The following is a 25,316-nucleotide window of genomic DNA, read 5'->3' as shown; positions in this document are numbered from 1 at the left end:
TCATGCCTCGCTCTGCGCGCCGGAGCGGCTGCGGGCCACCACGGAGGAGGCGGTGAAGTTGACCGCCAGGGTGAGCAGGAACAGCGCCAGGCCCGCGGCCATCAGCGCCGACATGCCGAAGTCGGAGGCGTCGCCGTAGTGCAGGGCGATCAGCGAGGACACCGAGTTGGAGCCGGTCTGCAGGATGTGCGGCTGGATGACGAAGACCGGCGAGATGATCAGGTAGACGGCGATGGTCTCGCCGAGCGCCCGGCCGAGCCCGAGCATGGTGCCGCCGATCATGCCGCCCTTGCCGTACGGCAGGACGACCGAGCGGATCATGCCCCAGCGGGTGGCGCCGAGCGCGTAGGCGCCCTCGCGTTCGCCGGCCGGGGCCTGCGAGAAGACCTCGCGCATCACCGAGCACTGGATCGGCGCGACCATCAGGGCGACGACGATCCCGGCGACGAAGGTGGAGGCGGTGAACACGCTCTCGGTGGCGAGCGGTTCGCCCGGCTGGGTGCCGTCCACCTTGAACAGGGGGATCCAGCCCAGCCATTCGGACAGCCACCGCGACAGGCCGATGACGTGCTGCTGGAGGAAGAACAGCCCCCACAGTCCGTAGACCACCGAGGGGACGGCCGCCATCAGGTCGACCATGGTCACCAGGGTGCGGCGCAGTCTGCGCGGGGCGATGTCGGAGATGAACAGCGCGGTCCCGACGGCCAGCGGCATGGAGATCGTCACCGCGACGAGCGCGACCAGGACGGTGCCGGTGAGGACGGCCGCGATGCCGAAGTTGTGGACGTCCGGCTGCCATGCGGCGGTGGTGAGGAAGGCGAAGCCCCGGGCGCGCAGCGCCTGGGCGGCCCGCAGGAAGAGGAAGAGTCCGACTCCCGCCATGACGGCGAGGACGGTGACGCCGGTGGCGGTGAGCTGGAACCGGAAGAGGCGGTCACCGAGACCGCGGGCCGCGTTGAGCCGCCGGGGAGTGGGGGGCCGGGTCTCCGGCCGGCCGGAGGCAACGGAACCGTCGCCCCACTCCGGGCCGCCCGGCCCACCGGACTCCTGGCTACCGGACTCTGGGCTACCGGGCTCCGGGCCGCCGAACTCCACGGTGGCGGGTTCGGGGCCGCCGAACCCAGGGCTGCCGGACTCCGGGCCGTCGAACTCCGGGCTGCCGGACTCCGGTCTGTCCGACCCGGGTCTCTGCGACTCCGGTCTGTCGGACCCTGGTCTGTCGAACCCTGGTCTCTCCGGCTCCGGTCTGTCGGACCCCGGTCTCTCCGGCTCCGGTCTCTCCGGCTCCGGTCTGCCGGAGGCCGATTCGGCGGAGGCCGATTCGCCGGAGGCCGATTCGCCGGACTCGGGTCTTCCGGACCCGGGTCTTCCCGACTCCGGTCTGCCGGACTCCTCTTGCGCGGACGCCACGTGCTGCCCCCATTCCGGAACGGAACCCCCCGCGCGGCCGACGGCCGGTACCGCGCGCAGCGATTCAATGGCCGGATCGTGTCGGTCCAACGCGTGACTCATGGAGAACCGGTGAACAGCGCACGACCGTTCGGTGCGTTCGCCGTGGAGGATGCGCGGAGGCGGCCCGGACGATGCGCGTAGATCATGGGGCGGACGGACGGCGGAGCCCGGCGCACCGCGCCGGGCTCCGAAACGCCGAGAACGCTTGTGGCTCGAACTAGACGATGGAGATCGCCGAGAGCCGGTGGACGTCCCGGGCGGTCCCGGTGACCCCGGACAGGAAGCCCTGCGCCCTCGGCGAGGCGTTCTCCGTCAGCCAGGCGGGGTCGATGTCGCAGACCGCGACGCGCACCTCGGTGCCGGCCAGGGCGAGCGGCAGGGTGTGCACGACGGTCGACGGGAAGCTCAGGATGGTGCGGCCTATGGGGCCGCGCCGGGCGATCAGTTCGAGCGGCAGGTCGGGGCGGACGATCTCCAGGCCCGTCTCGGCGGCCAGCCGGTGGAGCTTGTCGACGCTCTCGCGGCGGTGCGCGAAGTAGCGGGTCGCGCCGTGGGCCCTGGCGAGCCCGCGGACCGCGTCCAGATAGCGGTCCGGGTCGACCACGCCCGTCTCGACGAGCGAGGTGCCGACCAGGTCCGCGCTCTTGGTGATGCGCGGCGGGCCGAACCGGGCCCGGGTCCAGGAGAAGTCGTTGGCGGTGATCGTGACACCGTCGGGCGCCGATTCGATCGGCATCGAGGAGAAGACCTCGACCCTGCGGCGGTCGCTGGGCGTCAGCCGTCGGCGGGCCGAGGCGGACACGGGCGCGAAGAGCACGTCCCGGGGGCCGGGGCGGCCACCGCGCCGGTGCCAGCGGACCAGGCGTTCACCGCGGGCGAGCTGGGCGACGAACTCCATCGTCGCCGTGCCGTCGTCGACCACGACCAGGTCGCGCGCCCGGGTGATGGTCAGCAGCAGCTGCACATAGCGGGAGAACGGGTCCCCCATGACGATCCGCCGGGCCCGGCGCAGCAGCGGGGCCAGTCCCCCGATGGTGTGGAAAGGGGCCGTGGTGCCGCCGCGCGCCTCCTCCCAGCGGACCGCGTGGCCCTCGTCGCGGGCCAGTTCCGCCATCCGGCGCAGCTGGCCGCGGGTCATCGGGTCGTTGGGGGACAGGACGACGAGGGTGAGCCCCGCGCCGGGCGCCGCGCCGTCGTGGGCATGTGCGTGCGCCCATTCCAGCACGTTCAGGAGCTGTACCGGGCTCTCGACGAAGGCGAGAGTGGAAGAGCCGGCGGAACCGGCGCGGGGGCTCATCGAGGAACGACCGTCCCGTCGTAAGGAATTCAGGGCGTTCAGACCGAGACGGGCTCGCCCGCGGCCGCGGCGATCTCGGCCTCGGCGACGACGCCCGGGACGCGGCGCAGCTTCTTCATCGGGCCGAGCTCGGAGTCGTAGACCTTCTTGACGCCGTCGCCGAGGGAGGCCTCGATGGTGCGGATGTCGCGGACGAGGCGGGTCAGGCCCTGCGGCTCGACGGAGGCGGCCTGGTCGGAGCCCCACATCGCGCGGTCGAGGGTGATGTGACGCTCGACGAAGGCGGCGCCGAGGGCGACCGCGGCGAGCGTGGTCTGCAGGCCGGTCTCGTGGCCGGAGTAGCCGATCGGGACGTTCGGGTACTCGGCCTGCAGCGTGTTGATGACCCGGAGGTTGAGCTCCTCCGCCTGCGCCGGGTAGGTGGACGTGGCGTGGCACATGAGGATGTTGTCGCTGCCGAGGACCTCGACCGCGTGGCGGATCTGCTTCGGCGTCGACATGCCGGTGGAGAGGATGACCGTGCGGCCGGTGGCGCGCAGGGCGCGCAGCAGCTCGTCGTCGGTGAGGGAGGCGGAGGCGACCTTGTGGGCCGGGACGTCGAACTTCTCCAGGAAGGCGACGGCCTCGGTGTCCCACGGGGAGGCGAACCAGTCGATGCCCTTCTCCTTGGAGTACTCGTCGATCTGGCGGTACTCGTCCTCGCCGAACTCCACGCGGTGGCGGTAGTCGATGTAGGTCATGCGGCCCCAGGGGGTGTCGCGCTCGATGTCCCACTGGTCGCGCGGGGTGCAGATCTCCGGGGTGCGCTTCTGGAACTTGACGGCGTCGCAGCCGGCCTCGGCGGCGGCGTCGATCAGCTTGAAGGCGTTCTCGAGCTCGCCGTTGTGGTTGATGCCGATCTCGCCGACGACGTAGACGGGGTGGCCGGGGCCGGCGGTCTTCGAACCGAACTGGCGCAGACGGGAGTTGGTGCTCATGGTGGAGAAGTTCCTTACTTGTCGAGGGAGTCGAGAGAAGGGCCGAGGATCCAGCTGGCGATCTCTCGGATCGCGCCGTCGCCACCGGGGACGGTGGTGACCGCGCGTGCGGCGCCGCGCACGACGTCGTGGGCGCTCGCGACCGCGACCGGCCAGCCCACGAGGGCGAAGCACGGGAGGTCGTTGACGTCGTTGCCGACGTAGAGCACGCGCTCGGGCGCGATGCCCTGTTCCTCGCACCACTGCTTCAGCGCGAGGTCTTTCCGGTCGATGCCGTGCAGGACCGGGAGCTTGAGCTTCCGGGCCCGGGCGGCGACGACCGGGTTCTGTTCCGAGGACAGGATCAGCATCGTCAGCCCGCTCTTGCGCAGGGCGGCGATACCGAGTCCGTCCCCGCGGTGCACGGAGACGAACTCCCGTCCGTCGGAGTCGATCAGCACCCTGTCGTCGGTCTGGGTGCCGTCGAAGTCGAGGACGACCGCGTCGATGTCGTCGGCGGTCGGGAGGGAACCGGGCCTCGTCGCGTCGAAGAGCGGCGCGAGGGCCCGGGCGCGGGCGAGGTCGTGCGGGTCGTCGATCTCCAGCACGCGGGCCGGGTCGGTGCGCACGAGTTCGGTGCGGCCGAAGAAGCGGTGCCTCGCCTCGCGGAAGCCGGTGGCCTCCATGGCGTAGACCGCTCCGGTCTCCAGGAGGTCCTGGGGGCGGTCCTGGCGGCGCGGGCGGAAGGACTTGTCGTGGTTGACGCCGTAGCCGCCGCTGGTGGCGGTGTCGGCGACCAGGACGCCGGTGCGGCCGTCGACGGCCGCGTGCCCGGTCCCGGCGGCGACCGCGGCGGCGGGCTCGTCGTCCCCGTCACGCCACACGAAGCCGTGGAAGGGGGCCACGGTCAGCGCCGTGTCCGCGCCGTTCGCGACGATCGCGTCCACGACACCGTCCACGTCCTCGCGGATGATGAAGGGGCTGGTGCACTGCACGAGCAGCACCACGTCGACCGGGGAGCCGTGCAGCGCCTCGTGGGTGTCCATGGCGTGCAGGACGGCGGCCTCGGAGGTGGCGGTGTCGCCGGCGATGGCGGCGGGGCGCAGCACGACCTCGGCGCCGGCCTGGCGGGCGGCCGCCGCGATGGCCTGGTCGTCGGTGGAGACGACGACGTCCGTCACGAGGCGGGCGGCGCGGCACTCGCGCACCGCGCGGGCCACCAGCGGCACACCGCCGACGGGCAGGAGGTTCTTGGCGGGCACGCCCTTGGAGCCGCCGCGCGCGGGGATCACCGCGAGTACGCGGCGCACCGGCACGGCCTGGCCGGCTTCCGGGTTGGTCATGCGCTGTTCTCCTTGACGAGGGAGGCGAGGAAGGCGTGGGGGGCGAGGGACGGCGGGGCCGCCCGCTGCCGGGGCGTTCACAGTTCGCCCATCCGCCGGATCACCGGTGCCACGCGCTGGACGCCGTGGCGGTAGGCGCCGCGGGCGGCCTTGCGCACGAACTGCCGTACGGGGCTGGGTTCGCGGTCTGCCGCCGGGGCACCGGGCAGCGGGCTGCCGTCCGGGCCGAGGTGGTGGCGGGCGAGGATGCCGGGCAGATAGCCGGGCGCGGTGACGGGGGTGTAGTAGGGGGCGAGGGGCGGCAGTCCGTCCGCGGCCAGCAGTCCGGTGATGCGTGTCCGGGCGGTGTCGAAGGCGGTCTCGTACGCGCCTCCCTCGGCCGCGACACCCTGCCGGGCCACCCACCGCGCGTCGGGCACCGGACGGTGTCCGGCGTCGAGCTGGTCCCAGGAGGCGAGGCAGCCGGAGCCCACGAAGTGGTGGTTGCCGAGGGCCTCGCGCACCCCGAGGTCGCTGAGGACGACGGTGGGGATGCGGCGGTGCAGGGACTCCAGGGCGGCGGTGGAGCTGATGGTGACGAGCAGGTCGGTGCGGTCGAGAACCTCACCCATGTGCCCGTACACCAGGCGGAAGTTGGCCGGCGGGTCCGCCTTCTGCACCAGTTTCTGGTACGGCAACTCCTCGATGTGCGTGGTGTGTTCGCCCGGCCTGGAGCGCAGCTTGAGCAGGACCTCGCGGTCCGGGTGCAGCCGCGCGTGGCCGATCAGCCGGTCCAGCAGGTACGTACGGTCCTTGCGGCTCTCCGGTACGGAGGGCTGGGCGGCGAAGACGACCGTGTACGGCCTGCCCGCCTGCCGCGCGGACGGGTCGTTCTCCGTGTACGCGGCCCCGCCGAGGAAGGGCAGCGCTACCTCGGTCACCGATCCGGCGTCCGCGCCGACCCCTTCGTACACGGCCCGGAAACGGTCCGCGTCCTGGCGGGAGTTGGCGAGGACGAGGTCCGCGCCGTGTCGCAGGAGCAGCCCGTCGGCGAGCTTCTCGTAGACGACGCCGACATAGCCGGTGACGACCAGGGGCCGCTTCGCCCGTCCCTCCCAGGCACGGGAGAGGCCGTGCAGGACCGCCTGGACGGCACCGCCGACGAGGGCGAGGACGACCACGTCGTAGACGCTGTCCTCCTTGCCCAGCTCGCGCAGGAACTCGACGGCGGTGACCTCGCGGAGGGAGTCCGCTCGGACGCCGACCTCTTCGAGCTGGCGGGGGGTCGGGGTGGCTCGGCCGCGCAGGAGGAATCCGTCGAGGCGGATGTCCGATTCGGCCGGGGAGATGCGGTTCGCGGTGAGCGAGCCCCATTTCCACCTGGTGTCGGAATCCGCGAGGACGGCAACCCGCAGCGACTTCGTGGTACTTGCTGGCACGTCCTAGACGCTAGGAAGCCATTTCGAGGAGCGGCCCAACCCGAATACAACAAACGGTTAACAGCGCGTCGACGAATGGGGAATCAGCCCGGGATCGGCTGAGAAAACGACGTGGTTCACGGTACCGCCACGCGTCGTTCACCTTGCATCTCACCAACGGTAAAGACGAATGCCGGGCTTCCCCCTAACGTCACAGGCGTGGTCAAGCTCTCCGTCATCGTGCCGTTCTACAACGTGCAGCAATATGCGCCCGACACCCTGAAGAGCCTGCGTGCGAACGCACGGCAGGATTTCGAATTCATTCTCGTCGACGACTGCTCGCGCGACGAGACACCGGACATCCTCGCGCGCGCGGAGCGCGAGCTCCCGGGTGCGGTGTATGTCAGACACGAGAAGAACGGAGGACTGGCCACCGCGCGCAACACCGGGATCGACAAGGCGCGGGGCGAGTACCTCACGTTCCTCGACGGGGACGACTGGCTCGCCCCCGGATACTACGAACAACTCGTCTCCTCCATCGAGGACCTGGGCTGCGACTTCGTCCGCACGGACCATGTCCAGTGCACCGCGCGCGCCCGCACCATCCACCGTGTCCCGCACGGCCGCCGCGGAGTCGTCCTCAGTCCCCGCGACGCCATCCTTCCCTCCGACCGTTCCACCTCCGTCGACTACGCGTACGCCTGGGCGGGCATCTACCACCGCCGGCTGGTCGACCGGGGGCTGCTCCACTTCACCGACGGGCTGCGCACGGCCGAGGACCGGCCGTGGATCTGGAAGCTGCACCGGGAGGCGGAATCCTTCGCCACGGTGGGGCTGCTCGGCGTGTACTACCGGCGCGGTGTCGCCTCCTCCCTCACCCAGATCGGGGACGTGCGCCAACTCGATTTCATTCGGGCGTTCGACCAGGTCGTGGCGGAAACCGCCGAGGACCGGGACGCGGAAAAACTCCTTCCCAAAGCCGTGCGCACGTATTGCGCGATTATTTCCCATCACCTGGGATCCATCGAAAGGTTCGAGCCGGCAGTGGCACGGAAACTGAAGTCCATGAGTGCCGTGGCACTGCGCCGTATGCCCCAGGGCGTGCTCGACGAGGCCCTCGACTCGATGGACGTCCAGCGCGCCACCCGGCTGCGCCGGCTGCGCCGACGGCCCGCGCCCGCCGCGGGGGTGGCCGCGTGACCACCCAGATCTTCATGGCGTCCACGCTGTACGGCACGGCCACGCTCGCCGCGGCCCTCGACACCGACGCCTTCGGACCCGCCGACCGGCGCATCCTGCTCGTCTCCAACAACGCGGCGACGCCCGAGACGACGTCCGGCGTGGACGAGATGCCCGGCTTCGAGAAGCTGCGCGGCCGCTTCGACGAGGTCATCTCGTGGAACGGGACCATCTCCCCCTTCCACCCGGGCGGCTGGGCCCCGCGGCCGGACGACGTCCCGCTGTGGGAGCGGCACCTGCGGCTCGCCTGGAACCTCGGCGACGACGACGTCGAACTGGCCGTGGAGTCGATCCAGGTCAACCCGGCGCTCGGCGTCTGCCAGATCTTCATGGGCGCGCCCGTCACGGTGTACGCCGACGGCCTGATGAGCTACGGACCCACCCGCAACAAGATCGACCCGCTGGTCGGCACCCGGGTGACCCGGCTGCTCCATCTGGACCTGGTCCCGGGCCTGAAGCCGCTGCTGCTCACCGAGTTCGGCGTCGAGCCGGAGATCGTGCCCACGGACGCGTTCGTGAAGGTGCTCGCGGAACTCGTCGACACCGGGGACGAACTGCCGTCGGTGGACGAGCCGGCGCTGCTGCTCGGCCAGTACCTCTCGGCGCTGGAGATCCTCACCGCCGAGGAGGAGGAGCAGCTCCACGTACGGATGCTGAAGGGGGCCCTCGCGCTCGGGCACACCCGAGTGGTGTTCAAGCCGCACCCCTCGGCCCCGGCGCGCTGGTCGCGGATGCTGGAACGGGAGGCCGAGAAGCTGGGCGCCGACCTCACCGTCCTCGACACCCCGGTCCTCGCCGAGGTGCTCTACCAGCGGATGCGCCCCGCGCTGGTCGTCGGCTGCTTCTCCACGGCGCTGTTCACGGCGTCCGCGCTGTACGGCCTGCCGGTCGCCCGCGTCGGCACCGGCTCGCTGCTGGACCGGCTCACCCCGTACGAGAACAGCAACCGCGTCCCGGTGACCATCGTCGACGCGCTGCTGCCCGACCTGGCGGACGGCGCCGCGGTCACCGAGCAGCGCCCCGGCATGGACGTGACGGACCTGACGAGACTCCTCAGAGCCGTCGGCTTCGCGATGCAGCCGAAGATCTACCCGGACCTGCGCCCGGCGGCCGAGAGCTATCTGACGGACCGGCTGACCCAGCAGACCTGGCGCTACTTCAAGCGCAAGCGCCTGACCTCGCTGGCCCTGCCCGGGGCGGTCCCGGCCCAGCTGGCCTTCATCCCGCGCAACGCGACCGTGCGCCGGGTCGCCCGCAGGGCGCGCTCGCTGAAGCGGGCGGTGGGCCGCTGAGGGGCGCTCACCGCGCGGGACACCAGGAAGCGGGGCCAGGTCGACCACGACCGGGCCCCGCTCCCTTGCCTGCACCCCCGCCTCAGCGCAAGCCCCTGATCCCCGGAACCGGCGCTCCCACCGCCCCCGGCACGGGGTGCCGGCCCCACCTTCCTCGCCCCCTCCGCCCCTACCCAACCCGTACCTGGGGCTCCGCCCCAGACCCCGCTCCTCAAACGCCGGAGGGGCTGAAACTGGCCCCACGCCTGAAAAGCGGGCTGGACGGGGTGGACGGGCTGGAAAATCCCACCCGCACCCGGGATCCGGCGTGAGGGGCCGTGCCGGTACATCGATGCCCGTCGCCACCGACGTTCACCTCTCGTCCGACGGCGACGGGCTGATGCACCGGCACGGCCCCGACCCACCCACCGCCGGCCGAGTCTTCAACGCGACGGCAACCCACAGATGAACTCCCGTGGGCAAGACGGGGAACCGGCCTCGCCAGGCCGTAAGCATCCCCGACTATCGGACTAACGTGCTGTGGGCCAGCTGAGTCCCATCGAGGGGAACCTTGTGATCGACACGCCCGAGGAGGCCCGCGGGACGTCGACCGGCACCGTGGTCCGTACCGTCCTGCCACCCGCCGAGACGTCCGCCGCCGCCCCCCGACCCGTGGTGCGCCGGGAGAACCGGCTGCGCGCCCTCGACGGACTGCGGCTCGTCGCGGCCCTGATGGTGGCGGGGTACCACTACGGCGGCCGGGACGGCGAGGTCGTCCAGGCCTGGGGCAGTTCGCCGAAGCACCAGTTCCCCACCCTGCACCATCTGTTCGCCTACGGCTGTCTGGGCGTGCAGGTCTTCTTCGTGATCAGCGGCTTCGTCATCTGCATGAGCGGGTGGGGCCGGCCGCTGCGCTCCTTCTTCGCCTCCCGCGCCTCGCGGCTGCTGCCCGCGTACTGGGCCGCGATCATCCTCGTGACGGCCGTGTTCGCGCTGCCCTTCGTCGCGTACAGGACGGTCTCCCCGAGCGACGCCCTGGTCAACCTCACGATGCTCCAGCAGCCGCTGGGCGTCGACCGGGTGCTCGGCGTGTGCTGGACCCTGTGGGCGGAGGTCCGCTTCTACGCCCTCTTCGCGCTGTGCATCGTGCTGCCGGGGGCGAACCGGCAGCGCGTGATCCTGTTCTGCGCGGGCTGGACCCTGGCCGCGGCCATCGCGCAGGGCGTGAACGAACCCCTGCTCACCATGGTCCTGATGCCCGAGTACGCGCCGTACTTCATCGGCGGTGTCGGCCTCTACCTCGTCCATCGCAACCGCCGTGACGCGTACGCCTGGGGCATCGTCGGCGTGAGCTGGCTGATAGGCCAGCACTACGCGGTGCAGCGCCTGTGGCACGCCCCGAACCCGGAGTTCTTCTCCGACCGCTCGTCCCTCGCCATCGTCCTCGTCGTCACCTTCGGCTACGCCGCCGTCGCCGCGATCGCGCTGGGCTGGCTGCACTGGGCGAACTGGCGCTGGCTGACGGTCGCGGGCGCGCTGACGTACCCCTTCTACCTGGTCCACGAACACCTGGGCTGGGTCGTCATCAAGGCCTACCACCGGACCCTGCACATCCCGTCGTACGGCACCTTCCCGGCCACGGTCGCCACGATGCTGCTGCTCGCCTGGCTGCTCAACCGCTTCGTCGAGAACCGGCTCACCCCGAAACTGCGCACGGCCCTGTCGAGGCCGCGCCCGTAGCCTCCCTCCCGGACACCGCAGGGGCTGAGCCGAACCGCTCAGCCCCTGCGGCGTTCCGAGCCCCGGCGAGGTCGATCCCCGCGGGGCTGGAGGAGCGCGGCTCCAGAGGCAGGGTGCAGGGCCCTGACCGGTGGCCGAAAAGCGGCCCTTCTGCGAACGCGCCGCCCGCGGGCCACCAAGCACCGGACGCGGCCGACGCGGCCGCGGAAGGGAAGGTCCGGTGGACACGGACGAAGAACTGCTCATCCGCTCGCTGCGGGATCCCGTGGCGTTCGAACCTCTGGTCACGCGCCATTCCTCGGCCCTGCACGGCTTTCTCGCCCGACGGGCCCCGGCCGCGGCGGACGACCTCCTCTCGGAGACCTGGCTCCACGCGTTCCGCAGCCGCACGACCTTCGACCCCGGCCGCGGCACCGCGCGCGGCTGGCTGTTCGGAGTGGCTCGCGTCGTGGTGGCCGGCCACTGGCGCGGCGCGGCGCGGGACCAGGGGATCGCGTCACGGACCGAGCGGAGCACCGACCCCTGGCACGCCGTCGACCAGCGGCTCGACGCCGCGGCCGTGGCCCCGCTGATCCGCCGGGTACTCGCCGCGATGCCGGAGGCCGAGCGCCAACTGCTGCTGCTCGTCGTATGGGACGAGCTCACCCCGGCCGAGGCCGCGACCGCCGTCGGCGTCCCTCCGGGCACGGCCCGCTCCCGGCTGTACCGGGCCCGCCAGAGGCTGCGGGAGGCCCTGGGAGCCGCGCAGGGAACGGACATCACGACAGACTTCTTGGCGGGAGACCTGACATGACCCAGCACGACGAACGGTACGACGACGACACGTTCGCGCCGGACTTCGCCGGCGCCGGACGGCTGGTCGCCGCCGGACGTGTCCCGCCACCGGAACCCGCCGTGGTCCGAGCCGCGCTGACCGCGGTGCGGGTGGCCGCGACGGAGGAGACGAGGACGGCGCGCGCGGCTACGGCGGAGGACACGAGGACGGCGCGCGCGATCGCCGAGGAGGAGGGCAGGGCCCGGTCGACGGCCGCGGTCCAGGGACCGGTGCGGACCCCGGAGCCGCGTCCGGTGCTGAACCGGCGTCGCATGCTGCTGGCCGCAGGCGGGGTGGCCGCCGCGGCAGCCGGGGCGGTGCTGCTGCCGCGGGCCGGCTCCGGTGAGCGTCGTGAACACACCACGACCGCGCCGGAGTTCCTTCAGCAGGTCGCCTACGTCGCGGCGGGCGGGGCCGGTTCCACGGCTCCCTACTGGAGGGTCGACGCCATGATGACGTCGGGCCCTCCGCCCAAGGCCGCGAGGCTGCACTCGCAGCACCCCGACGGTGAGACGCGGCATTCCGTGACCTGGCTGAGCCGCACCGGAATGATCCTGAAGACCGCGGCCGGCGGGGTCAGCGAGTACCCGACCGACATGATGAGCTGGGACATCGCGGAGAAGGACATCACCTGGGACGACCTGCGCACCCTGCCCACCACCCCGGCCGCCCTCAGGACCCGCCTCCTCGGCAGCAGGCCGAAGCGATCCACCTGGGTGGCGCTCTTCAACGGCGCCGACTCCCTGCTCGCCGGCGCTCCGTCCGGACCGGGGGTGCGGGCCGCGCTGTACGAACTGCTCGCCGAGATCCCCGGCATCCGGCTGCACGGCATGACCAGGGACAGCATCGGGCGCGCCGGAACGGCCGTCGAGCTGAACGACCACGAACGGCGCAGCCGTCTCGTCATCGACCCGAAGTCGGCGCTCCTGCTGGAAGGCGCGGTCTACCAGCGTGGTGGCAAGGAGGACGGCAGGATCGTCAGTCGCGTGACGTATCTGTCGGTGGGCGCGGCACGGACGGCACCCGAAGGGACCGGCACACCGCAACGGCACGCCTGACGTACGGGAAGGCGCCGCCGGACCCCGGTCCGGCGGCGCCGCTCCTTCCGCCGCAGCGTTCAGCCGATCCCGTAGCGCGCCTCGATGCCCGCGACGATCAGGCCGAGTCCTTCCTCGAAGTGCTGTTCGTAGTCCTCGAAGATCTCCGCGCCCGCCGCGGCCGACAGGGGGAAGTCGGCCATGCGGCGGGCGCGTTCCTCCATGTCGTACCCCTCGCGGCGCTCGCCCGGCAGCGGCTGGACGCCCTGCTCCTCGGTGACGAAGCCGATCGTGTACGCGTACGCGGTGGAGGTCGCGCGCACCGCCTGCGTCAGGGTGAATCCCGCCCGGGTGAAGAGCGTCAGCGTCCGCTCCATCTCGACGGCGTGCAGGGTGCCCGTGAAGCGTGAACCGCTGAAGACCTTGGCGCCGTCGCGGTAGCTCAGCAGGGCGGTGCGCAGTCCGCGGTTGGCCGCGAGCAGCCGCTCCCGCCAGCCGGTTCCCCCTGCCGATCCGGGGACGTCGACCATCCGGCGGTACATCTCCGTGGCCATCTCGTCGAGCAGTTCCTGCTTGTTCTTGAAATGCCAGTAGAGCGCCGGCGCCTGGACGTTCAGCTCCTTGGCGATGGCCCGCAGGGTGAGGCCGTCGAGGCCGGTCTCGTTGAGGAGCCGCAGCGCGGTCTCGACGACCTGCTTCTTGTCCAGCCGGGGGGACCGCTGGGGTCTCTGGGTAGCCACGCTTGACAGTTTAACGCCGTTAAGGGCATGCTCGCGACATGGAACTTAACAGCGTTAAGGAGAGGGCTGTGGGCATGACTTCGGAAGCCGGTGCGAACGTGGACGTGGACGTACTCGTCGTCGGCGCGGGTCCGACCGGTCTCGCCCTCGGCGTCGATCTCGCGCGGCGGGGCGTGGACGCGCTCGTCGTGGAGCGGGGCGAGGAGCTCGCGCCGGGGTCGCGCGGCAAGGGGCTCCAGCCGCGCACCATGGAGGTCTTCGACGACCTCGGCGTCCTCGACGCGATCCGCGCGGCGGGCGGCGACTACCCGGTCGGGATGATCTGGCAGGACGGCCGACGGGTCGGCGAACACCAGATGTTCGACCCGGCCGAGCCGACCGAGGACTCGCCGTACAACGCGCCGTGGATGGTGCCGCAGTGGCGTACGCAGGAGATCCTGTACGCGCGGCTGACCGAGCTCGGGGGCCGGGTCGCCTTCGGCCGCGAGGTGGTCGCGGCCGCCCAGGACGAGGACGGGGCGACCGTGGAGTTCGCTTCCGGCCCGCCGGTCCGTGCCCGGTACGTCGTCGCCGCCGACGGCGGCCGTTCCGCGGTGCGGCGCGCGCTCGGGATCGCCATGACCGGCGAGACAGTCGACCCGGACCCGGTCCTCGTCTCGGACGTGCGGATCACCGGGCTGGACCGCGACAACTGGCACGTCTTCCCGCCGCGCGAGGACACCGGAGGCGGCTTCATGGCGATCTGCCCGCTCGCGGGCACCGAGGATTTCCAGGTCGTCGCCCAGTTCCCGGACGGGACGCCGGTCGACGCCTCCCCCGACGGCGTGCGCAAGACCGTCGCCGCCCGCTCGCACCTGACCGCCGACGCGGTGACCGAGGTGCGCTGGGTCTCGGAGTTCCGGCCGCGCGCGGCACTGGCGGACCGCTTCCGCGCCGGGCGGGTGTTCCTCGCCGGGGACGCGGCGCACATCCACTCCCCGGCCGGCGGCCAAGGGCTCAACACCAGCGTCCAGGACGCCTACAACCTGGGCTGGAAGCTCGGCGCGGTCCTCGGCGGCGAGGCTCCCGAGTCCCTCCTCGACACCTACGAGGAGGAACGCCTCCCCATCGCCGCCGCCATGCTCGGCCTGTCCACGAAGATCCACCGCGGCGAGGCCCGTCGCGGCGGGGAGACCCGTCAGCTCGGCCTCGGCTACCGCGGCTCCTCCCTCGCGGTGGAGACACGTACGGACCTGCCGGACGAGGCGCTGCGCGCGGGCGACCGCGCCCCCGACGGAACCGTGGACGGCGTACGCCTCTTCGACGAGTTCCGGGGAGCGCACTGGACGCTGCTCAGCGTCGGCACGGTCACGGAACTACCGGTGCTCCCCGGCGTCCCGACCGCGCGGATCGGATCGTACGAGCGGTACGGGACCGGGGTCTTCCTCGTCCGTCCCGACGGGTACGTGGGATGGGCGGGCTCCGACGCGCGGGACCTGCGGGAGTACGCGGCCCGGGTGGGCCTGGGCGCCGGCTGACCGTGCGCCGGACGACTACGCGCTGGCGAGCGTGAGCTTGACCGCGAAACCGAGGAAGAGGGCGCCCGCGGCGGTGGTGGCGCCCGCGGACAGGCGCTTGCGGCGGCGGAAGGCCGCCGCGAGACGCGTACCGCTGAAGATCAGCGCGGTCAGATAGAGGACGCTCGCGAGCTGGGCGAAGGCACCGAGCACGACGAACGAGAGCGCCGGGTAGGCATAGCCAGGGTCGACGAACTGGACGAAGAAGGCGACGAAGAACAGGATCGCCTTCGGGTTGAACAGGCTGATCACCAGTGCCCGCCGGAACGGCCGCTCCCCCGCCACCGTCTCGGGCTCCGCGCTCTCGGCGACCGGATCCCGCCGGGCCCGCCACATGGCGTGCGCGGCACGCAGCATCCCGATCGCCAGCCAGGTCAGATAGCCCGCACCGGCGTACTTCACGATGCCGAACAGCACGGCGTTCGCCTGGAGCAACGACGCCACACCGGCGGCCGACAGGGTCATCAGCACGGTGTCCCCGCACCACACGCCCGCGGCGGCGGTATATCCCGTGCGAACACCCTTGCGGGCGGCGACGGACAGCACGTACAGCGAGTTCGGTCCCGGCAGCAGGACGATCAGGACGAGGCCCGCGAGATAGGTGGGGAGATCGATGACACCAAGCATGAGAGCGAGTGTCGCACGGGGCTACGACATCGTCTCCGGGCGTCCCATCACAGGTCAGTCACCGTCGAGGAGGGTGTCCACCGGCAGGTCGAGGCCGATACCGACGGACGCGGGGACCGGGACGCTCTGGCCGCGCTTGTGGCGCTCGGGCGCCGGGTACTTGCCGTTGACCGGGTCCCGGTACAGCAGGACCTCGTCGTGCTTGCGGTCGACGACGACGTAGACGGGGACACCGGCCTCGGCGTAGCACTCGACCTTGGGGCCGAGGTCGTCGGACCAGTTCGACGAGGTCACCTCGACGACCAGCCGGAAGACGTTCGGGGCGTAGCAGTTCTTCTGGACGAGGGCGTCACGGAAGTCCTCGTCGACGATCGAGAAGTCGGGGATGGCGAAGTCGTCGGGCAGCGTGGGCAGCCAGAGGCCGACGCCCTGGACGTACCTGAGTCCGGCCTCACGGGCCCCCGCCCTGTCGAACGCCACGACCAGCCACGACAACGACAGCGCATGCGAGCCGTCCGGCGGTGGTGTCACGGTGAGCCTCCCCTGCAGAATCTCCACGCGGTACCCGGGCAGTGCGCGGAAGAGCAGGTCGGCGGCTTCGCCCAACGTCAGCTCGTGTTGCAGTACGGCCACGGCGTCCTCCTTTGCAGGGGTGACTCTCCCTGAGCGTAGCCGGGGGCGCACGGCATTCACCCATGATCATCCGAACGGGTGAACCGCCCGGCTCAGAACGCGTCCGACGGTACGTACGTCCCCCAGATCTCGCGCAGCGCGTTGCAGACCTCGCCGACCGTCGCGCGGGCGCGCAGGGCGTCCTTCATCGGGTACAGGACGTTGTCCGTGCCCTCGGCGGCCTTCTTCAGGGCGGCGAGCGCGGTGTCGACGGCCTCCTGGTCGCGCTCGGCGCGGAGCCGGGCGAGGCGTTCGGCCTGCTGGGCCTCGATGGCCGGGTCGACCCGCAGCGGCTCGTACGGCTCCTCCGCGTCGAGCCGGAAGCGGTTGACGCCGACCACCACCCGCTCGCCGGAGTCGGTCTCCTGGGCGACCCGGTAGGCGGACCGCTCGATCTCGCCCTTCTGGAAGCCCTGCTCGATGGCCTCGACGGCGCCGCCGAGGTCCTCGACCCGCGTCATGAGGGCGACGGCCGCCGCCTCGACGTCGTCGGTCATCCGCTCGACGACGTACGAGCCGGCGAAGGGGTCGACCGTCGCCGTCACGTCCGTCTCGTAGGCGAGGACCTGCTGGGTGCGCAGGGCCAGCCGGGCGGATTTGTCGGTGGGCAGCGCGATGGCCTCGTCGAAGGAGTTGGTGTGCAGCGACTGGGTGCCGCCGAGGACCGCGGCGAGCCCCTGGACCGCGACCCGGACGAGGTTCACCTCCGGCTGCTGGGCGGTGAGCTGGACGCCCGCCGTCTGGGTGTGGAAGCGCAGCATCAGCGACTTGGGGTTCCTCGCGCCGAACTCGTCCCGCATCACCCGGGCCCAGATGCGCCTGGCGGCACGGAACTTGGCGACCTCCTCCAGGAGCGTCGTCCGGGCGACGAAGAAGAAGGAGAGGCGGGGCGCGAAGTCGTCGACGTCCATACCGGCGGCGACGGCGGTGCGGACGTACTCGATGCCGTCGGCGAGCGTGAACGCGATCTCCTGCGCGGGAGAGGCGCCCGCCTCGGCCATGTGGTAGCCCGAGATCGAGATCGTGTTCCACTTCGGGATCTCGGCCCCGCAGTACTTGAAGATGTCCGCGATCAGCCGCAGGGACGGCTTGGGCGGGAAGATGTACGTCCCGCGGGCGATGTACTCCTTGAGGACGTCGTTCTGGACGGTGCCGGTCAACCGGTCGGCGGACACGCCCTGTTCCTCGCCGACCAGCTGGTACATCAGCAGCAGCAGCGCGGCGGGCGCGTTGATGGTCATCGAGGTGGAGACCTTGTCCAGCGGGATCCCGCCGAACAGGACCCGCATGTCGTCGACCGAGTCGATCGCCACGCCGACCTTGCCGACCTCACCGTGCGCGAGCGGGGCGTCCGAGTCGTGGCCCATCTGGGTGGGCAGGTCGAAGGCGACCGACAGGCCCGTCGTGCCGTTGGCGATGAGCTGCCGGTAGCGGGCGTTGGACTCCACGGCCGTACCGAACCCCGCGTACTGCCGCATGGTCCACGGACGGCCCGTGTACATCGACGGGTACACACCACGGGTGAAGGGGTAGGCGCCCGGCGCGCCGAGCTTCTCGGCCGGGTCCCAGCCCTCCAGGGCCTCGGGGCCGTAGACCGGCTCGATGGGCAGTCCGGACTCGGATTCGCGCGCCATGGCTGTGCCTCCCGTGAAACGGTCCGATGTTTCCGTGGTTCTCTTCCACCATGCCGCCCCGTTCGCAACCGGTCACCCGCGGGGAGCATCTCAGGTGACACGACGGCAGGACGGGGGCCTGATGTGCACGACAGGACGGGTGGGACAGGGGTCCGGATGCGTACGACCGGCTTGAGGGGATCGCTGGCCGCGCTCGCGGTGTTCGCCGTGGTGAGCGGCTGCACGGTGAACACCGGGGACGCGCAGGGGAAGGAGTCGCGGATCGCCGGTTCGGCCGACCACGCCTCCGGCACGGACGGGAAGGGCGACGGCGGGTCCGGCGCCCCCTCGAAGGGCGGGGGAGGGGCGTCCGGCTCCGCGGGCACGGGGAAGGACGGGAGCGGGCCTGCCGCCGAGCCCGCCGAGGTTCTCTGGTCCAGGGGCGACCGGGGCGACGACGTCCGTAGGGCGCAGGCCCGGCTGCACCAGGTCGCCTGGCTGATCACCCCGCCGACGGGGACGTACGACGCCCGGACGGTCGCGGCCGTGAAGGGGTTCCAGGGCAAACGGGGACTGCCGCGCACCGGGGATCTGGACACCGTCACCTGGCAGCGGCTGCGGCGGATGACCCACGAGCCGGCGGACTGGGAACTGTACCCCTATGGCGGGCAGCCGGCCGCGAAGCCCGACCCGCGCTGCATGACGGGCCGCGTGCTGTGCGTCAGCAAGACGAGCCGCACCCTGCGCTGGATGATCGACGGCAGGACGGTCTCGGAGATGGACGTCCGGTTCGGCTCGCAGTACACGCCGACCCGCGAAGGTGTGTTCAGCGTCTACTTCAAGTCACGCCACCATGTGTCGACGATCTATCACACGTCGATGCCGTACGCGATGTTCTTCAGCGGCGGCCAAGCGGTGCACTATTCCTCGGACTTCGCGGCCCGCGGCTACTACGGCGCCTCGCACGGCTGCGTCAACGTACGGGACGAGGGCAAGGTCGCGGCGCTGTTCGCGCAGGTCCGCACGGGCGACAAGGTCGTCGTCTACTGGTGACGGACGGGGCGGGCCCCTGCGCGAAGGCGGGGCGGACGTGTGGGGCGCGGGCGGGACCGGGGGAACGTGTCCCGCCCGCGCCAGTTGCACGAAGCCGTGGGTACGGGGGGAACCCCGGCTCCGCGCTACGGCCGATGACCAGTCGGCTCATCACGTACTGCGTCGCGGCGGCCGAAAACGTCACACCCAGCCGATAAAAATTTCAACGAAATACAAAAGTGCAGGTCAGAGCGCTACCGGAGGACGGGAGTCAGGCGGCTGACGGCACGTCGGCCGACAGGCTCGGCGTCTCCCCCGGCGTCGGGCCCGTCGGCCGGGTCCAGGTCGGCGCGACCGGCAGGAGCGACGTCAGTCCCGGGCGCAGCACGGACGGGGTGCTGACACCGTTGCCACGAGGGTCGTTGCCGCCGGGACCTATGTGGTGGCCGTCGCCGTCACCGCCGCCCGAGTCCCCCTGATCGCCCTGGCCGGAGCCCTGACCCGTCCCCTGCTCGCCGCCGCCGTCGTTGCCGTCGCCCCGGCCCGGTCCGCGGCCGAGGACGCCCGAGCAGTACAGCCTCACCCGGGCCCCGCCGCCCGCCACATGCTCCAGGGCACGCCTGCGGTCCGCGTCGAGGTCCTTGCCGTCCAGGACGTCACGGCAGTACGACCGCGTACGGGCCCACCACTCGCGGGTGCGGTCGGCGTTCCCGGAGGAGTCGGGACGCGGCAGACCGCTCGCGTAGCCGGGGTCCGTGGGTGAGGCGGTGTCCGCGGAGGGTGTGCCCGACGGACCGTCAGGCGTCGGCACCACGGCGCCGTTGCCGCCGGAGACTCCGGGTGAGGGCGAGGGCGGCAGCGAGACGAGCGGACGGTCCGGGGTCCGTACCGCCGTGACCGTCGCGGCCGGGCCCGGGTGTTCACGGGTGAACGGGGTCGGCAGCACTCCGGTTCCGGCGGCGACGGCGACTCCGCCGACCATCCCGACGGCCAGGACCGCGGCCAGCCCGAACCGGGTGGGCCGTCCCCAGCGGGTCCGGCGTCCGTGTGCGGCGGGACGGCCGATCCGTACGAGACCGGCGTCCGCGGCATGCGCACCGGATCGCGTGCGACCGCGGTGGCCGAGCTGCGCGGCGACGCCGTCGCCATCCGCGCGCGCCTTGCGGAACGCGGCCAACGCGACGGCCTCGCCCGGGAGTTCGTCGCCGCTCGGCGCGGGTTCGGCGGCCAGTGCTCCGAGGGCCGCGGTGAGCCGGGCCACCTGGTCACGGCTGTTGGGGTCGACGGTTTCCAGCGGCTCCCCGTTCATCAGACGCTCCGCCGCGTCCCGGTCCAGCCACCTGTACTGCTCGTCGGCCATCACATGTCCTTCTGCGCCCGCGAACGCGTATGCGTCACACCGGCGGACGTCACCGCGCGGGCGCGCGAACCTCGTTGCGGGGGAACGGCGTCGAGCGCGCCGACCGATTCCGGATCGGTGCCGAGCAGTTCCGCGAGCCGTTTCAGACCCCGGTGGGCGGCCGTGCGGACGGCTCCGGGGCGCTTGCCGAGGGTCTCGGCGGCCGTCTTGGCGTCGAGACCGACGACGACCCGCAGGACGACGGCCTCCGCCTGGTCCTGCGGGAGCTGCGCGATCAGCGAGAGGGTGCTGCCGGTGGACAGCGCCTCCATGGCCTCGGTCGCGGTGTCCGACTCGGCGGCCTTGCCGGTCAGTTCGGTCTCGTCGCCGCCTATCGCGGGACGGCGCCCGCGCATGCGTATGTGGTCCAGCGCCCGGTTGCGGGCGATCCTCGCCGCCCAGCCGCGGAAACGGTCCGCGTCCCCGCTGAAGCGTTCCAGGTCACGGGCGATCTGGAGCCAGGCCTCGGACGTGACGTCCTCCGCGTCCGGCTCGCCCACCAGTGTCCGTACGTATCCGAGCAGGCGTGGATGCACCGCTCGGTACACAGTCCGGAACGCGGTCTCGTCCCCGTACTGTGCGGCATGTACCGCGGCGGTCAGCTCCGCGTCGTCCCCCAGCACCCCCGCGCCCCTCTTTGCGCCTCGGCCGGCGCCGCTCTCGCGGACCGGGTCATCGCCGTCGTGCGTTCCTCGATGGACGGTTCGGTCTCAGGTCCGCGTGATTCTGGTCTTCTGCGCCGCGCGGTTCGGTCGAGGCCCCACGTGGTCACGGTCCCAGGGTCCACACGGTCGTGGTCCCAGGTCCCCCGTGGTTGCGGTCGTCCTGTTCTCCGCACCGGCGCGAAAGGCACGTTACGGCCTGAAACAGCTCCCCGTCCATGTTCGTACAACGTGCAACCACGCGGTGACGGTGCGAGGTGTGACACAAAACGCAGTCGCGGCGCTGTAGGGAGTACGGGTCGCCGCGCGGCCCGTGCCGCGCGACGGTCGGGGCCTCTCCTGTGGGGGGTGGCGGCCCCGGCCGTTGCCATCGGCGAGGACGGCCGCCGTCATCGGCGGAGGCGCACCACCACCGGGGCCAGGACGTCCGCCGCCCCGGAGCCCGGCCGTCACGGCCGCCGACCGCCTACCGCCCGCTCTTGGACTTCGCCGGCTTCGGCGTCGCCGCCGGGCTTCCCGGAACCTGGGTCCCGGCCGCTTTCCCGGAATTCCCCGCGTCCGCCGCGCCCTTCGCACCCTTCGAGCCCTTCGCGCCCTTCGTCCCGTTGTCCGCGGCCAGTTGCCCGGCGCAGAACGCCTCGACCTTGTCCTCGCCGCCGGCGGCCGTGACGAGCCGCTGCCAGGCCCGCGAGTCCAGGGCGTCGCCCCGGCCGCGCACGGACGCGTACGCACGGCAGTGGGCCTCGGTGTCCTGGGCCCGCGGCGGACGGCCCACGGGGCCACCGGGCGCGGCGGCGGCACCGGGAGCACCGGGACCGACCGGCGGCGCGGACGCGGGGAACCGGTCCGGGACACCGGCGGACGGCCGGGCCACGGCTCTGTCCCGGCGGCCGGTGTCGTCGCCCGCTATCGGCCCGATGGCCGCGACGGCCACGCCGCCCAGCGTCAGACCGGCCAGCAGGACGGCGAGCACGGCCCTCAGCGAACGGCTCGGCCGCCTCTGCTCCTCGGGACGCCAGTCGTCCCGCCGCCGGGTGCGCGCGGTGTGCGCGCCGCCGTCGCGTGCGGCCCGGAAGGCGGCCACGGCCCGCGTCCGCGCCGCGGTGTCGTCCGCCCGGCCGCGCATCGCCGCGGCGAGGAGCGTCTCCAGAGCGGGCCGTCCGTCCCGGGGGTCCGCCGGACGCGCGGCGCGAGGGCCCGGGGCCGTGCCGTCGCCGGCACGGCGTTCAGCCGTGCCCGGCCGCGCGTCCGGTTCCCTGTGGGATTCCACGTCCGGTTCCCTGTGCGGTTCCACGTCCGGTTCCCTGTGGGATTCCACGTCCGGTTCCCTGTGCGGTTCCACGTCCGGTTCCATCTCCGCCTGTCGCTCCGCCCTGCAACCCCTCGCCGTACCAGGACTCCGCTTCGCGCTCCACGCCGTACAACGGTCTCGCCCCACGCGCCGGCCGGCGGCCGGGGGACGGCACTGCGCCGCCGGGCGCCCCGGCAGCGGGCGGCGGCCCACCGCCGCGGGGCAGCCACCCTCCGGGCCACGGCCGTCAGCCGTGCACCATCCGTACACCGGTCGACTTCCTTCCGCCGTACGACGATGCCGTTCCGGACGACGGCTCGGTGCCGGCCGTTCCGGACGTACTGCTCACCCCGACTCCCCCAGCGTCCGGGACTCCTCATCCGTCACACCCGCGACGCCGAGCTGGCGCGCGAGCCGCTTCAGCCCCCGGTGGGCGGAGGTCCGCACCGCGCCCGGACGCTTGCCGAGCACACGTGCCGCGGCCGGTCCGTCGAGGCCGACGACCACCCGCAGGAGCACGGCCTCGGCCTGGTCGCGCGGCAGCCCCGCGACCAGTTCCAGGGCGTACTCGGTGGACAGGCTCTCCAGCGCCTCGTCCTGCGTGCTGTGCCTGCCGGGCAGGTCCAGCGCGTCCTGTTCGAGGGCGGTTCCCCGGGGCCGTACCCGCAGCCGCCGCAGATGGTCCAGTGCCCGGTGCCTGGCGATGGTCGCGGTCCAGCCGCGGAACCCGGCGCCGTCTCCCCGGAACCGCCCCAGGTCCCGGGCGATCTCCAGCCAGGCGTCGGACGCCACGTCCTCGGCGTCGTCGCCGACGATGCCGCGCAGATAGCCCAGCAGTCCGGGCTGCACGATCCGGTACGCGGTCGCGAAAGCGGCCTCGTCCCCCTCCTGCGCCCGCGCCACGGCCACGCCCAGTTCGGCGTCGTACGGCTGCGCGCGGCGGGGTTCCCCTCCCTGGCCCAACACTGTCCTCGTTCGCACCGAGTCCGCCCGAATGTGCCCTGCCGACACGGCCGTCCGCGTCGACACCCCCATGGTCATCAGCGTCGGGTCCCACGGAAGTGTCACAGTGCGTCAGACACTCCGGCCCGAGGGCCCGGCGGGGCCTCGCGAAGCGCTCAACGGGTGGCCTCGCGGCACAGCAGGCGCAGGGACCCGTCGCCCGCGTAGCAGCGGCGGGCCTCTTCGATCGGGTCCCACAGCCGTCCGTCGGCCGTGCGCAGCCAGTGCTCGCCGCCGGTCTCCCACCACTCGGCGCCCGAGTGACGGGCGACGACCTCCCCCGCGTACGCCCCGAATCCGCGCAGCACGCTCTCGACGGCGGCGTACGGGGCACCGTCCCGGCGTATCTCGTCGATCACGCGGTCGACGCGCCACAGGCTCTGGGCCGAGTAGTCGAGGCGCAGCCGGGCGCCCTCGCGCATGGCCACGACCGTGTCGACCGCCCAGCGAACGGGCTTCGTCGCAGCCGAGGGCCGCGTTGCTTGAGTTGCGTTCACATCCGGTAGAGCGCGACGGCCGCCGGATTCGTCACGCGTCGGGGCTGGGGTTCGCGACACCGGCCCAGGACCGCCATCTCCGCCCCGGGACCATCACAGAAAACTCTCAGGAACAGGGTTTGGGGTGCGCCGGAGCCGGTACCGCCTCCGGCGCACCCTCGTGCCTCGCACGCTCGTCCTGGACTAGGCCCGTCCTCGTGCCCTGCGGGAGACCACCGCTCGCAGGACGCGCCGCCCCTCCGTCGACGCGTCCAGCGCGAGCCGCAGTCCGCCCTTGCCGTGCTCGTTGAGCAGTTCCAGGACGGAGACCTGGCGGCGCAGTTCGGCGGCGACGAGCGGCGACATGCCCTCCGTGCGCCCCTCACGGCGTGCCGTCACGCACGCCTCCGCGTCGTCGGCGTGGTCGAGGAACCGGTGCACCTGCAGGGCCGCCACCGAGCAGGCGTCCGACCAGGCACGCAGCTCCTCCTCGGAGGGCTTCGCGGGGACGGCCTGGAGCATGCCCCGGGCGAGCAGTGCCGCGTGGTCCTCGTCGGTCACGGCCGGCTCGGGGTCCTCCGCGTCCATCTTGGCGCGCGCCTCCTCGAGGCGTGCTCCCCACTCGGCCCAGGCGTCCGCCTCGGACAGGCTCGCCCACAAGGGGCGCAGGACGTCGTCGTCACCGCCGAGCAGCGGTACACACCGATCCAAACAAGCCAGACCACTCGCTGCCAGACCTCGCTCGTCGGCCTGAGCGATCAGTTCCACCAGACTCATCACGACTCCCTCGAAATGCCACGACAGGGCGCCCTTGCCTTACGGAGCCCGCACTTCCCCTTACTGCGTGCAACGGACCAGGAGTGTCACAGTGCAACCCCACCCTGCCGGTCGGGGAGCCGAATGAACAGGTTTTCGGCCAAAGACGCTCTTCGGGACCGGCCCGGATCCAGTGTGCTCCCGTACGTGTCCGCGCGTGGTCAGCCGCCGGCCGCGACCGGGTCCTCGCACGCCTTCCGCTCCTGCATCCGGGTCAGCCCGAGGACGACGGCGATGGCGAAGACGGCGGTCACGATGTCGAGGGCGTGGGTGAGCACGAGCCGGCCCGTGCCGGCTCGCATCTCCGCGAGGATGTCGGCCCCGAGCTTCGGGGTGGGGACGGACAACCTGGCCAGCATGTCGACGACCCAGAGGGTCCACCAGGTGTTGAGGAGCCCGTACCCGCTCCGGGCACCCTCCGGGCGGCTCGCGTCCCAGATCTCCTGCATGATCCGACGCGGGAACCACAGGTTCACCCCCGGGGCGATCCAGCCCCAGCGCGCCCAGGCGCGGGACATGGTGTGGCCGAACGGGTCGAAGACCTCGGCGTTGGCACGGACCCGCAGGAACCAGTTCAGGTAGATACCGACGGTCGTCAGAAACGCGGCCGTCTGCGCATACCCGGCGGCGGTGCGGTACGACTCCGCCGCTTCGACCCGCTGCCAGGCCGCACGGCCGGACGTGCCGTCCATGAAGGCCGCGATCGCGGCGTGCATCGAGAAGTCCGCCCAGATCGAGTAGAGGTCCACGGCGATCATCAGGCCGAGTGCCCCGGCGGCGGCCCGGCCGAGGGCCACCGGCGAGCGCAACCGGGCGAGCCCGTACGACGGCGCGAACGACGACAGCGGCACGGGAAGCCCCGAGGTCATCGCCCGCGCCCGGGG

At 72.2% G+C, this 25,316-nt stretch carries 23 protein-coding genes; 7 read left to right on the top strand and 16 right to left on the bottom strand.

All coding sequences use genetic code 11. From position 1 onward, the window contains the following. From pstC to ACH4S8_RS28970, 5 genes are all read right to left on the bottom strand, one after another. Entirely contained in the window at positions 1–1,095 is a 1,095-nt protein-coding gene (pstC, locus tag ACH4S8_RS28990; RefSeq protein WP_398399099.1) for a phosphate ABC transporter permease subunit PstC, read from the bottom strand. A 574-nt stretch (positions 1,096–1,669) separates the two neighbouring features. Next, positions 1,670–2,749, bottom strand: a complete 1,080-nt coding sequence (locus ACH4S8_RS28985) for a hypothetical protein (protein ID WP_398399097.1) — start codon at positions 2,747–2,749, stop codon at positions 1,670–1,672. 38 nt (positions 2,750–2,787) lie between these two features. Next, positions 2,788–3,726, bottom strand: a complete 939-nt coding sequence (locus tag ACH4S8_RS28980) for an N-acetylneuraminate synthase family protein (RefSeq protein ID WP_398399095.1) — start codon at positions 3,724–3,726, stop codon at positions 2,788–2,790. A gap of 14 nt (positions 3,727–3,740) precedes the next feature. Beyond that, positions 3,741–5,048, bottom strand: a complete 1,308-nt coding sequence (locus tag ACH4S8_RS28975) for a cytidylyltransferase domain-containing protein (protein WP_398399093.1) — start codon at positions 5,046–5,048, stop codon at positions 3,741–3,743. 77 nt (positions 5,049–5,125) lie between these two features. Next, on the bottom strand, positions 5,126–6,466 hold the full coding sequence (locus tag ACH4S8_RS28970) for a DUF6716 putative glycosyltransferase (RefSeq protein WP_398399091.1): 1,341 nt from the start codon (positions 6,464–6,466) through the stop codon (positions 5,126–5,128). Positions 6,467–6,664: 198 nt separating this feature from the next. On the opposite strand from ACH4S8_RS28970, the gene ACH4S8_RS28965 reads away from it, so the two are divergent. The 5 genes from ACH4S8_RS28965 to ACH4S8_RS28945 all read left to right on the top strand — a co-directional run bounded on the left by ACH4S8_RS28965 (position 6,665) and on the right by ACH4S8_RS28945 (position 12,567). Continuing rightward, positions 6,665–7,645, top strand: coding sequence for a glycosyltransferase family 2 protein (locus tag ACH4S8_RS28965; RefSeq protein WP_398399089.1), 981 nt, complete (start codon positions 6,665–6,667; stop codon positions 7,643–7,645). Beyond that, entirely contained in the window at positions 7,642–8,976 is a 1,335-nt protein-coding gene (locus ACH4S8_RS28960) for an alpha-2,8-polysialyltransferase family protein (RefSeq protein ID WP_398399087.1), read from the top strand. Before ACH4S8_RS28965 ends, ACH4S8_RS28960 begins: the two co-directional genes overlap by 4 nt. Positions 8,977–9,528: 552 nt before the next feature. Next, the gene (locus tag ACH4S8_RS28955; protein WP_398399085.1) at positions 9,529–10,695 is read left to right on the top strand and encodes an acyltransferase family protein; all 1,167 of its coding nucleotides are present in this window, start codon (positions 9,529–9,531) and stop codon (positions 10,693–10,695) included. Between the two features lie 220 nt (positions 10,696–10,915). Continuing rightward, a complete protein-coding gene (locus tag ACH4S8_RS28950) occupies positions 10,916–11,488 on the top strand; it encodes an RNA polymerase sigma factor (RefSeq protein ID WP_398399083.1) in 573 nt (190 codons plus the stop codon). Continuing rightward, positions 11,485–12,567, top strand: a complete 1,083-nt coding sequence (locus ACH4S8_RS28945) for a hypothetical protein (RefSeq protein ID WP_398399081.1) — start codon at positions 11,485–11,487, stop codon at positions 12,565–12,567. Before ACH4S8_RS28950 ends, ACH4S8_RS28945 begins: the two co-directional genes overlap by 4 nt. A gap of 59 nt (positions 12,568–12,626) precedes the next feature. Here ACH4S8_RS28945 and ACH4S8_RS28940 read toward each other — a convergent pair whose 3' ends face one another. Further along, positions 12,627–13,286, bottom strand: coding sequence for a TetR/AcrR family transcriptional regulator C-terminal domain-containing protein (locus ACH4S8_RS28940; protein WP_398399079.1), 660 nt, complete (start codon positions 13,284–13,286; stop codon positions 12,627–12,629). A 74-nt stretch (positions 13,287–13,360) separates the two neighbouring features. On the opposite strand from ACH4S8_RS28940, the gene ACH4S8_RS28935 reads away from it, so the two are divergent. Then, positions 13,361–14,803, top strand: a complete 1,443-nt coding sequence (locus tag ACH4S8_RS28935; RefSeq protein ID WP_398399077.1) for an FAD-dependent oxidoreductase — start codon at positions 13,361–13,363, stop codon at positions 14,801–14,803. Positions 14,804–14,818: 15 nt separating this feature from the next. Here ACH4S8_RS28935 and leuE read toward each other — a convergent pair whose 3' ends face one another. The 3 genes from leuE to ACH4S8_RS28920 all read right to left on the bottom strand — a co-directional run bounded on the left by leuE (position 14,819) and on the right by ACH4S8_RS28920 (position 17,775). After that, positions 14,819–15,469, bottom strand: a complete 651-nt coding sequence (gene leuE / locus ACH4S8_RS28930; protein ID WP_398399075.1) for a leucine efflux protein LeuE — start codon at positions 15,467–15,469, stop codon at positions 14,819–14,821. A 54-nt stretch (positions 15,470–15,523) separates the two neighbouring features. Further along, on the bottom strand, positions 15,524–16,102 hold the full coding sequence (locus tag ACH4S8_RS28925) for a Uma2 family endonuclease (RefSeq protein WP_398399073.1): 579 nt from the start codon (positions 16,100–16,102) through the stop codon (positions 15,524–15,526). Positions 16,103–16,194: 92 nt separating this feature from the next. Then, positions 16,195–17,775 carry a methylmalonyl-CoA mutase gene (locus tag ACH4S8_RS28920; RefSeq protein ID WP_398399071.1) on the bottom strand — a complete coding sequence of 527 codons (1,581 nt, stop codon included), beginning with the start codon at positions 17,773–17,775 and terminating at the stop codon, positions 16,195–16,197. 156 nt (positions 17,776–17,931) lie between these two features. On the opposite strand from ACH4S8_RS28920, the gene ACH4S8_RS28915 reads away from it, so the two are divergent. After that, on the top strand, positions 17,932–18,807 hold the full coding sequence (locus tag ACH4S8_RS28915) for a L,D-transpeptidase family protein (RefSeq protein WP_398399069.1): 876 nt from the start codon (positions 17,932–17,934) through the stop codon (positions 18,805–18,807). Between the two features lie 250 nt (positions 18,808–19,057). Here the strand turns inward: ACH4S8_RS28915 and ACH4S8_RS28910 are convergent, their stop codons facing one another. From ACH4S8_RS28910 to ACH4S8_RS28880, 7 genes are all read right to left on the bottom strand, one after another. Next, entirely contained in the window at positions 19,058–20,146 is a 1,089-nt protein-coding gene (locus tag ACH4S8_RS28910) for a hypothetical protein (RefSeq protein ID WP_398399067.1), read from the bottom strand. Then, entirely contained in the window at positions 20,146–20,808 is a 663-nt protein-coding gene (locus ACH4S8_RS28905) for an RNA polymerase sigma factor (RefSeq protein ID WP_398399065.1), read from the bottom strand. Before ACH4S8_RS28905 ends, ACH4S8_RS28910 begins: the two co-directional genes overlap by 1 nt. 505 nt (positions 20,809–21,313) lie before the next feature. Then, positions 21,314–22,117, bottom strand: a complete 804-nt coding sequence (locus tag ACH4S8_RS28900; RefSeq protein WP_398399063.1) for a hypothetical protein — start codon at positions 22,115–22,117, stop codon at positions 21,314–21,316. A 366-nt stretch (positions 22,118–22,483) separates the two neighbouring features. Beyond that, positions 22,484–23,101, bottom strand: a complete 618-nt coding sequence (locus tag ACH4S8_RS28895) for an RNA polymerase sigma factor (protein WP_398399061.1) — start codon at positions 23,099–23,101, stop codon at positions 22,484–22,486. A gap of 155 nt (positions 23,102–23,256) precedes the next feature. Further along, entirely contained in the window at positions 23,257–23,637 is a 381-nt protein-coding gene (locus tag ACH4S8_RS28890; RefSeq protein ID WP_398399059.1) for a hypothetical protein, read from the bottom strand. A 183-nt stretch (positions 23,638–23,820) separates the two neighbouring features. Then, the gene (locus tag ACH4S8_RS28885; protein WP_398399057.1) at positions 23,821–24,393 is read right to left on the bottom strand and encodes a hypothetical protein; all 573 of its coding nucleotides are present in this window, start codon (positions 24,391–24,393) and stop codon (positions 23,821–23,823) included. 200 nt (positions 24,394–24,593) lie between these two features. Beyond that, positions 24,594–25,301 (bottom strand): DUF4328 domain-containing protein, encoded by a 708-nt coding sequence (locus tag ACH4S8_RS28880; RefSeq protein ID WP_398399055.1) that lies wholly within the window; start codon positions 25,299–25,301, stop codon positions 24,594–24,596. Between the last annotated feature and the right edge of the window lie 15 nt (positions 25,302–25,316).

It is taken from the genome of Streptomyces sp. NPDC021080, assembly GCF_044333225.1.
In the GTDB taxonomy this organism is placed as follows: Bacteria; Actinomycetota; Actinomycetes; order Streptomycetales; family Streptomycetaceae; genus Streptomyces.
The sequence above is the reverse complement of the archived record's forward strand: the minus strand, read 5'-3'. Positions and strand labels throughout refer to the sequence as shown.

Bases quoted from the DNA above. Each gene is read 5' to 3' on its own strand.
- ACH4S8_RS28885 (WP_398399057.1), bottom strand. From the start codon at position 24,393: ATGAGTCTGGTGGAACTGATCGCTCAGGCCGACGAGCGAGGTCTGGCA.
- ACH4S8_RS28980 (WP_398399095.1), bottom strand. From the start codon at position 3,726: ATGAGCACCAACTCCCGTCTGCGCCAGTTCGGTTCGAAGACCGCCGGC.
- leuE (WP_398399075.1), bottom strand. From the start codon at position 15,469: ATGCTTGGTGTCATCGATCTCCCCACCTATCTCGCGGGCCTCGTCCTG.
- ACH4S8_RS28935 (WP_398399077.1), top strand. From the start codon at position 13,361: ATGACTTCGGAAGCCGGTGCGAACGTGGACGTGGACGTACTCGTCGTC.
- ACH4S8_RS28985 (WP_398399097.1), bottom strand. From the start codon at position 2,749: ATGAGCCCCCGCGCCGGTTCCGCCGGCTCTTCCACTCTCGCCTTCGTC.
- ACH4S8_RS28910 (WP_398399067.1), bottom strand. From the start codon at position 20,146: ATGGCCGACGAGCAGTACAGGTGGCTGGACCGGGACGCGGCGGAGCGT.
- ACH4S8_RS28915 (WP_398399069.1), top strand. From the start codon at position 17,932: ATGCGTACGACCGGCTTGAGGGGATCGCTGGCCGCGCTCGCGGTGTTC.
- ACH4S8_RS28920 (WP_398399071.1), bottom strand. From the start codon at position 17,775: ATGGCGCGCGAATCCGAGTCCGGACTGCCCATCGAGCCGGTCTACGGC.
- ACH4S8_RS28880 (WP_398399055.1), bottom strand. From the start codon at position 25,301: ATGACCTCGGGGCTTCCCGTGCCGCTGTCGTCGTTCGCGCCGTCGTAC.
- ACH4S8_RS28945 (WP_398399081.1), top strand. From the start codon at position 11,485: ATGACCCAGCACGACGAACGGTACGACGACGACACGTTCGCGCCGGAC.
- ACH4S8_RS28975 (WP_398399093.1), bottom strand. From the start codon at position 5,048: ATGACCAACCCGGAAGCCGGCCAGGCCGTGCCGGTGCGCCGCGTACTC.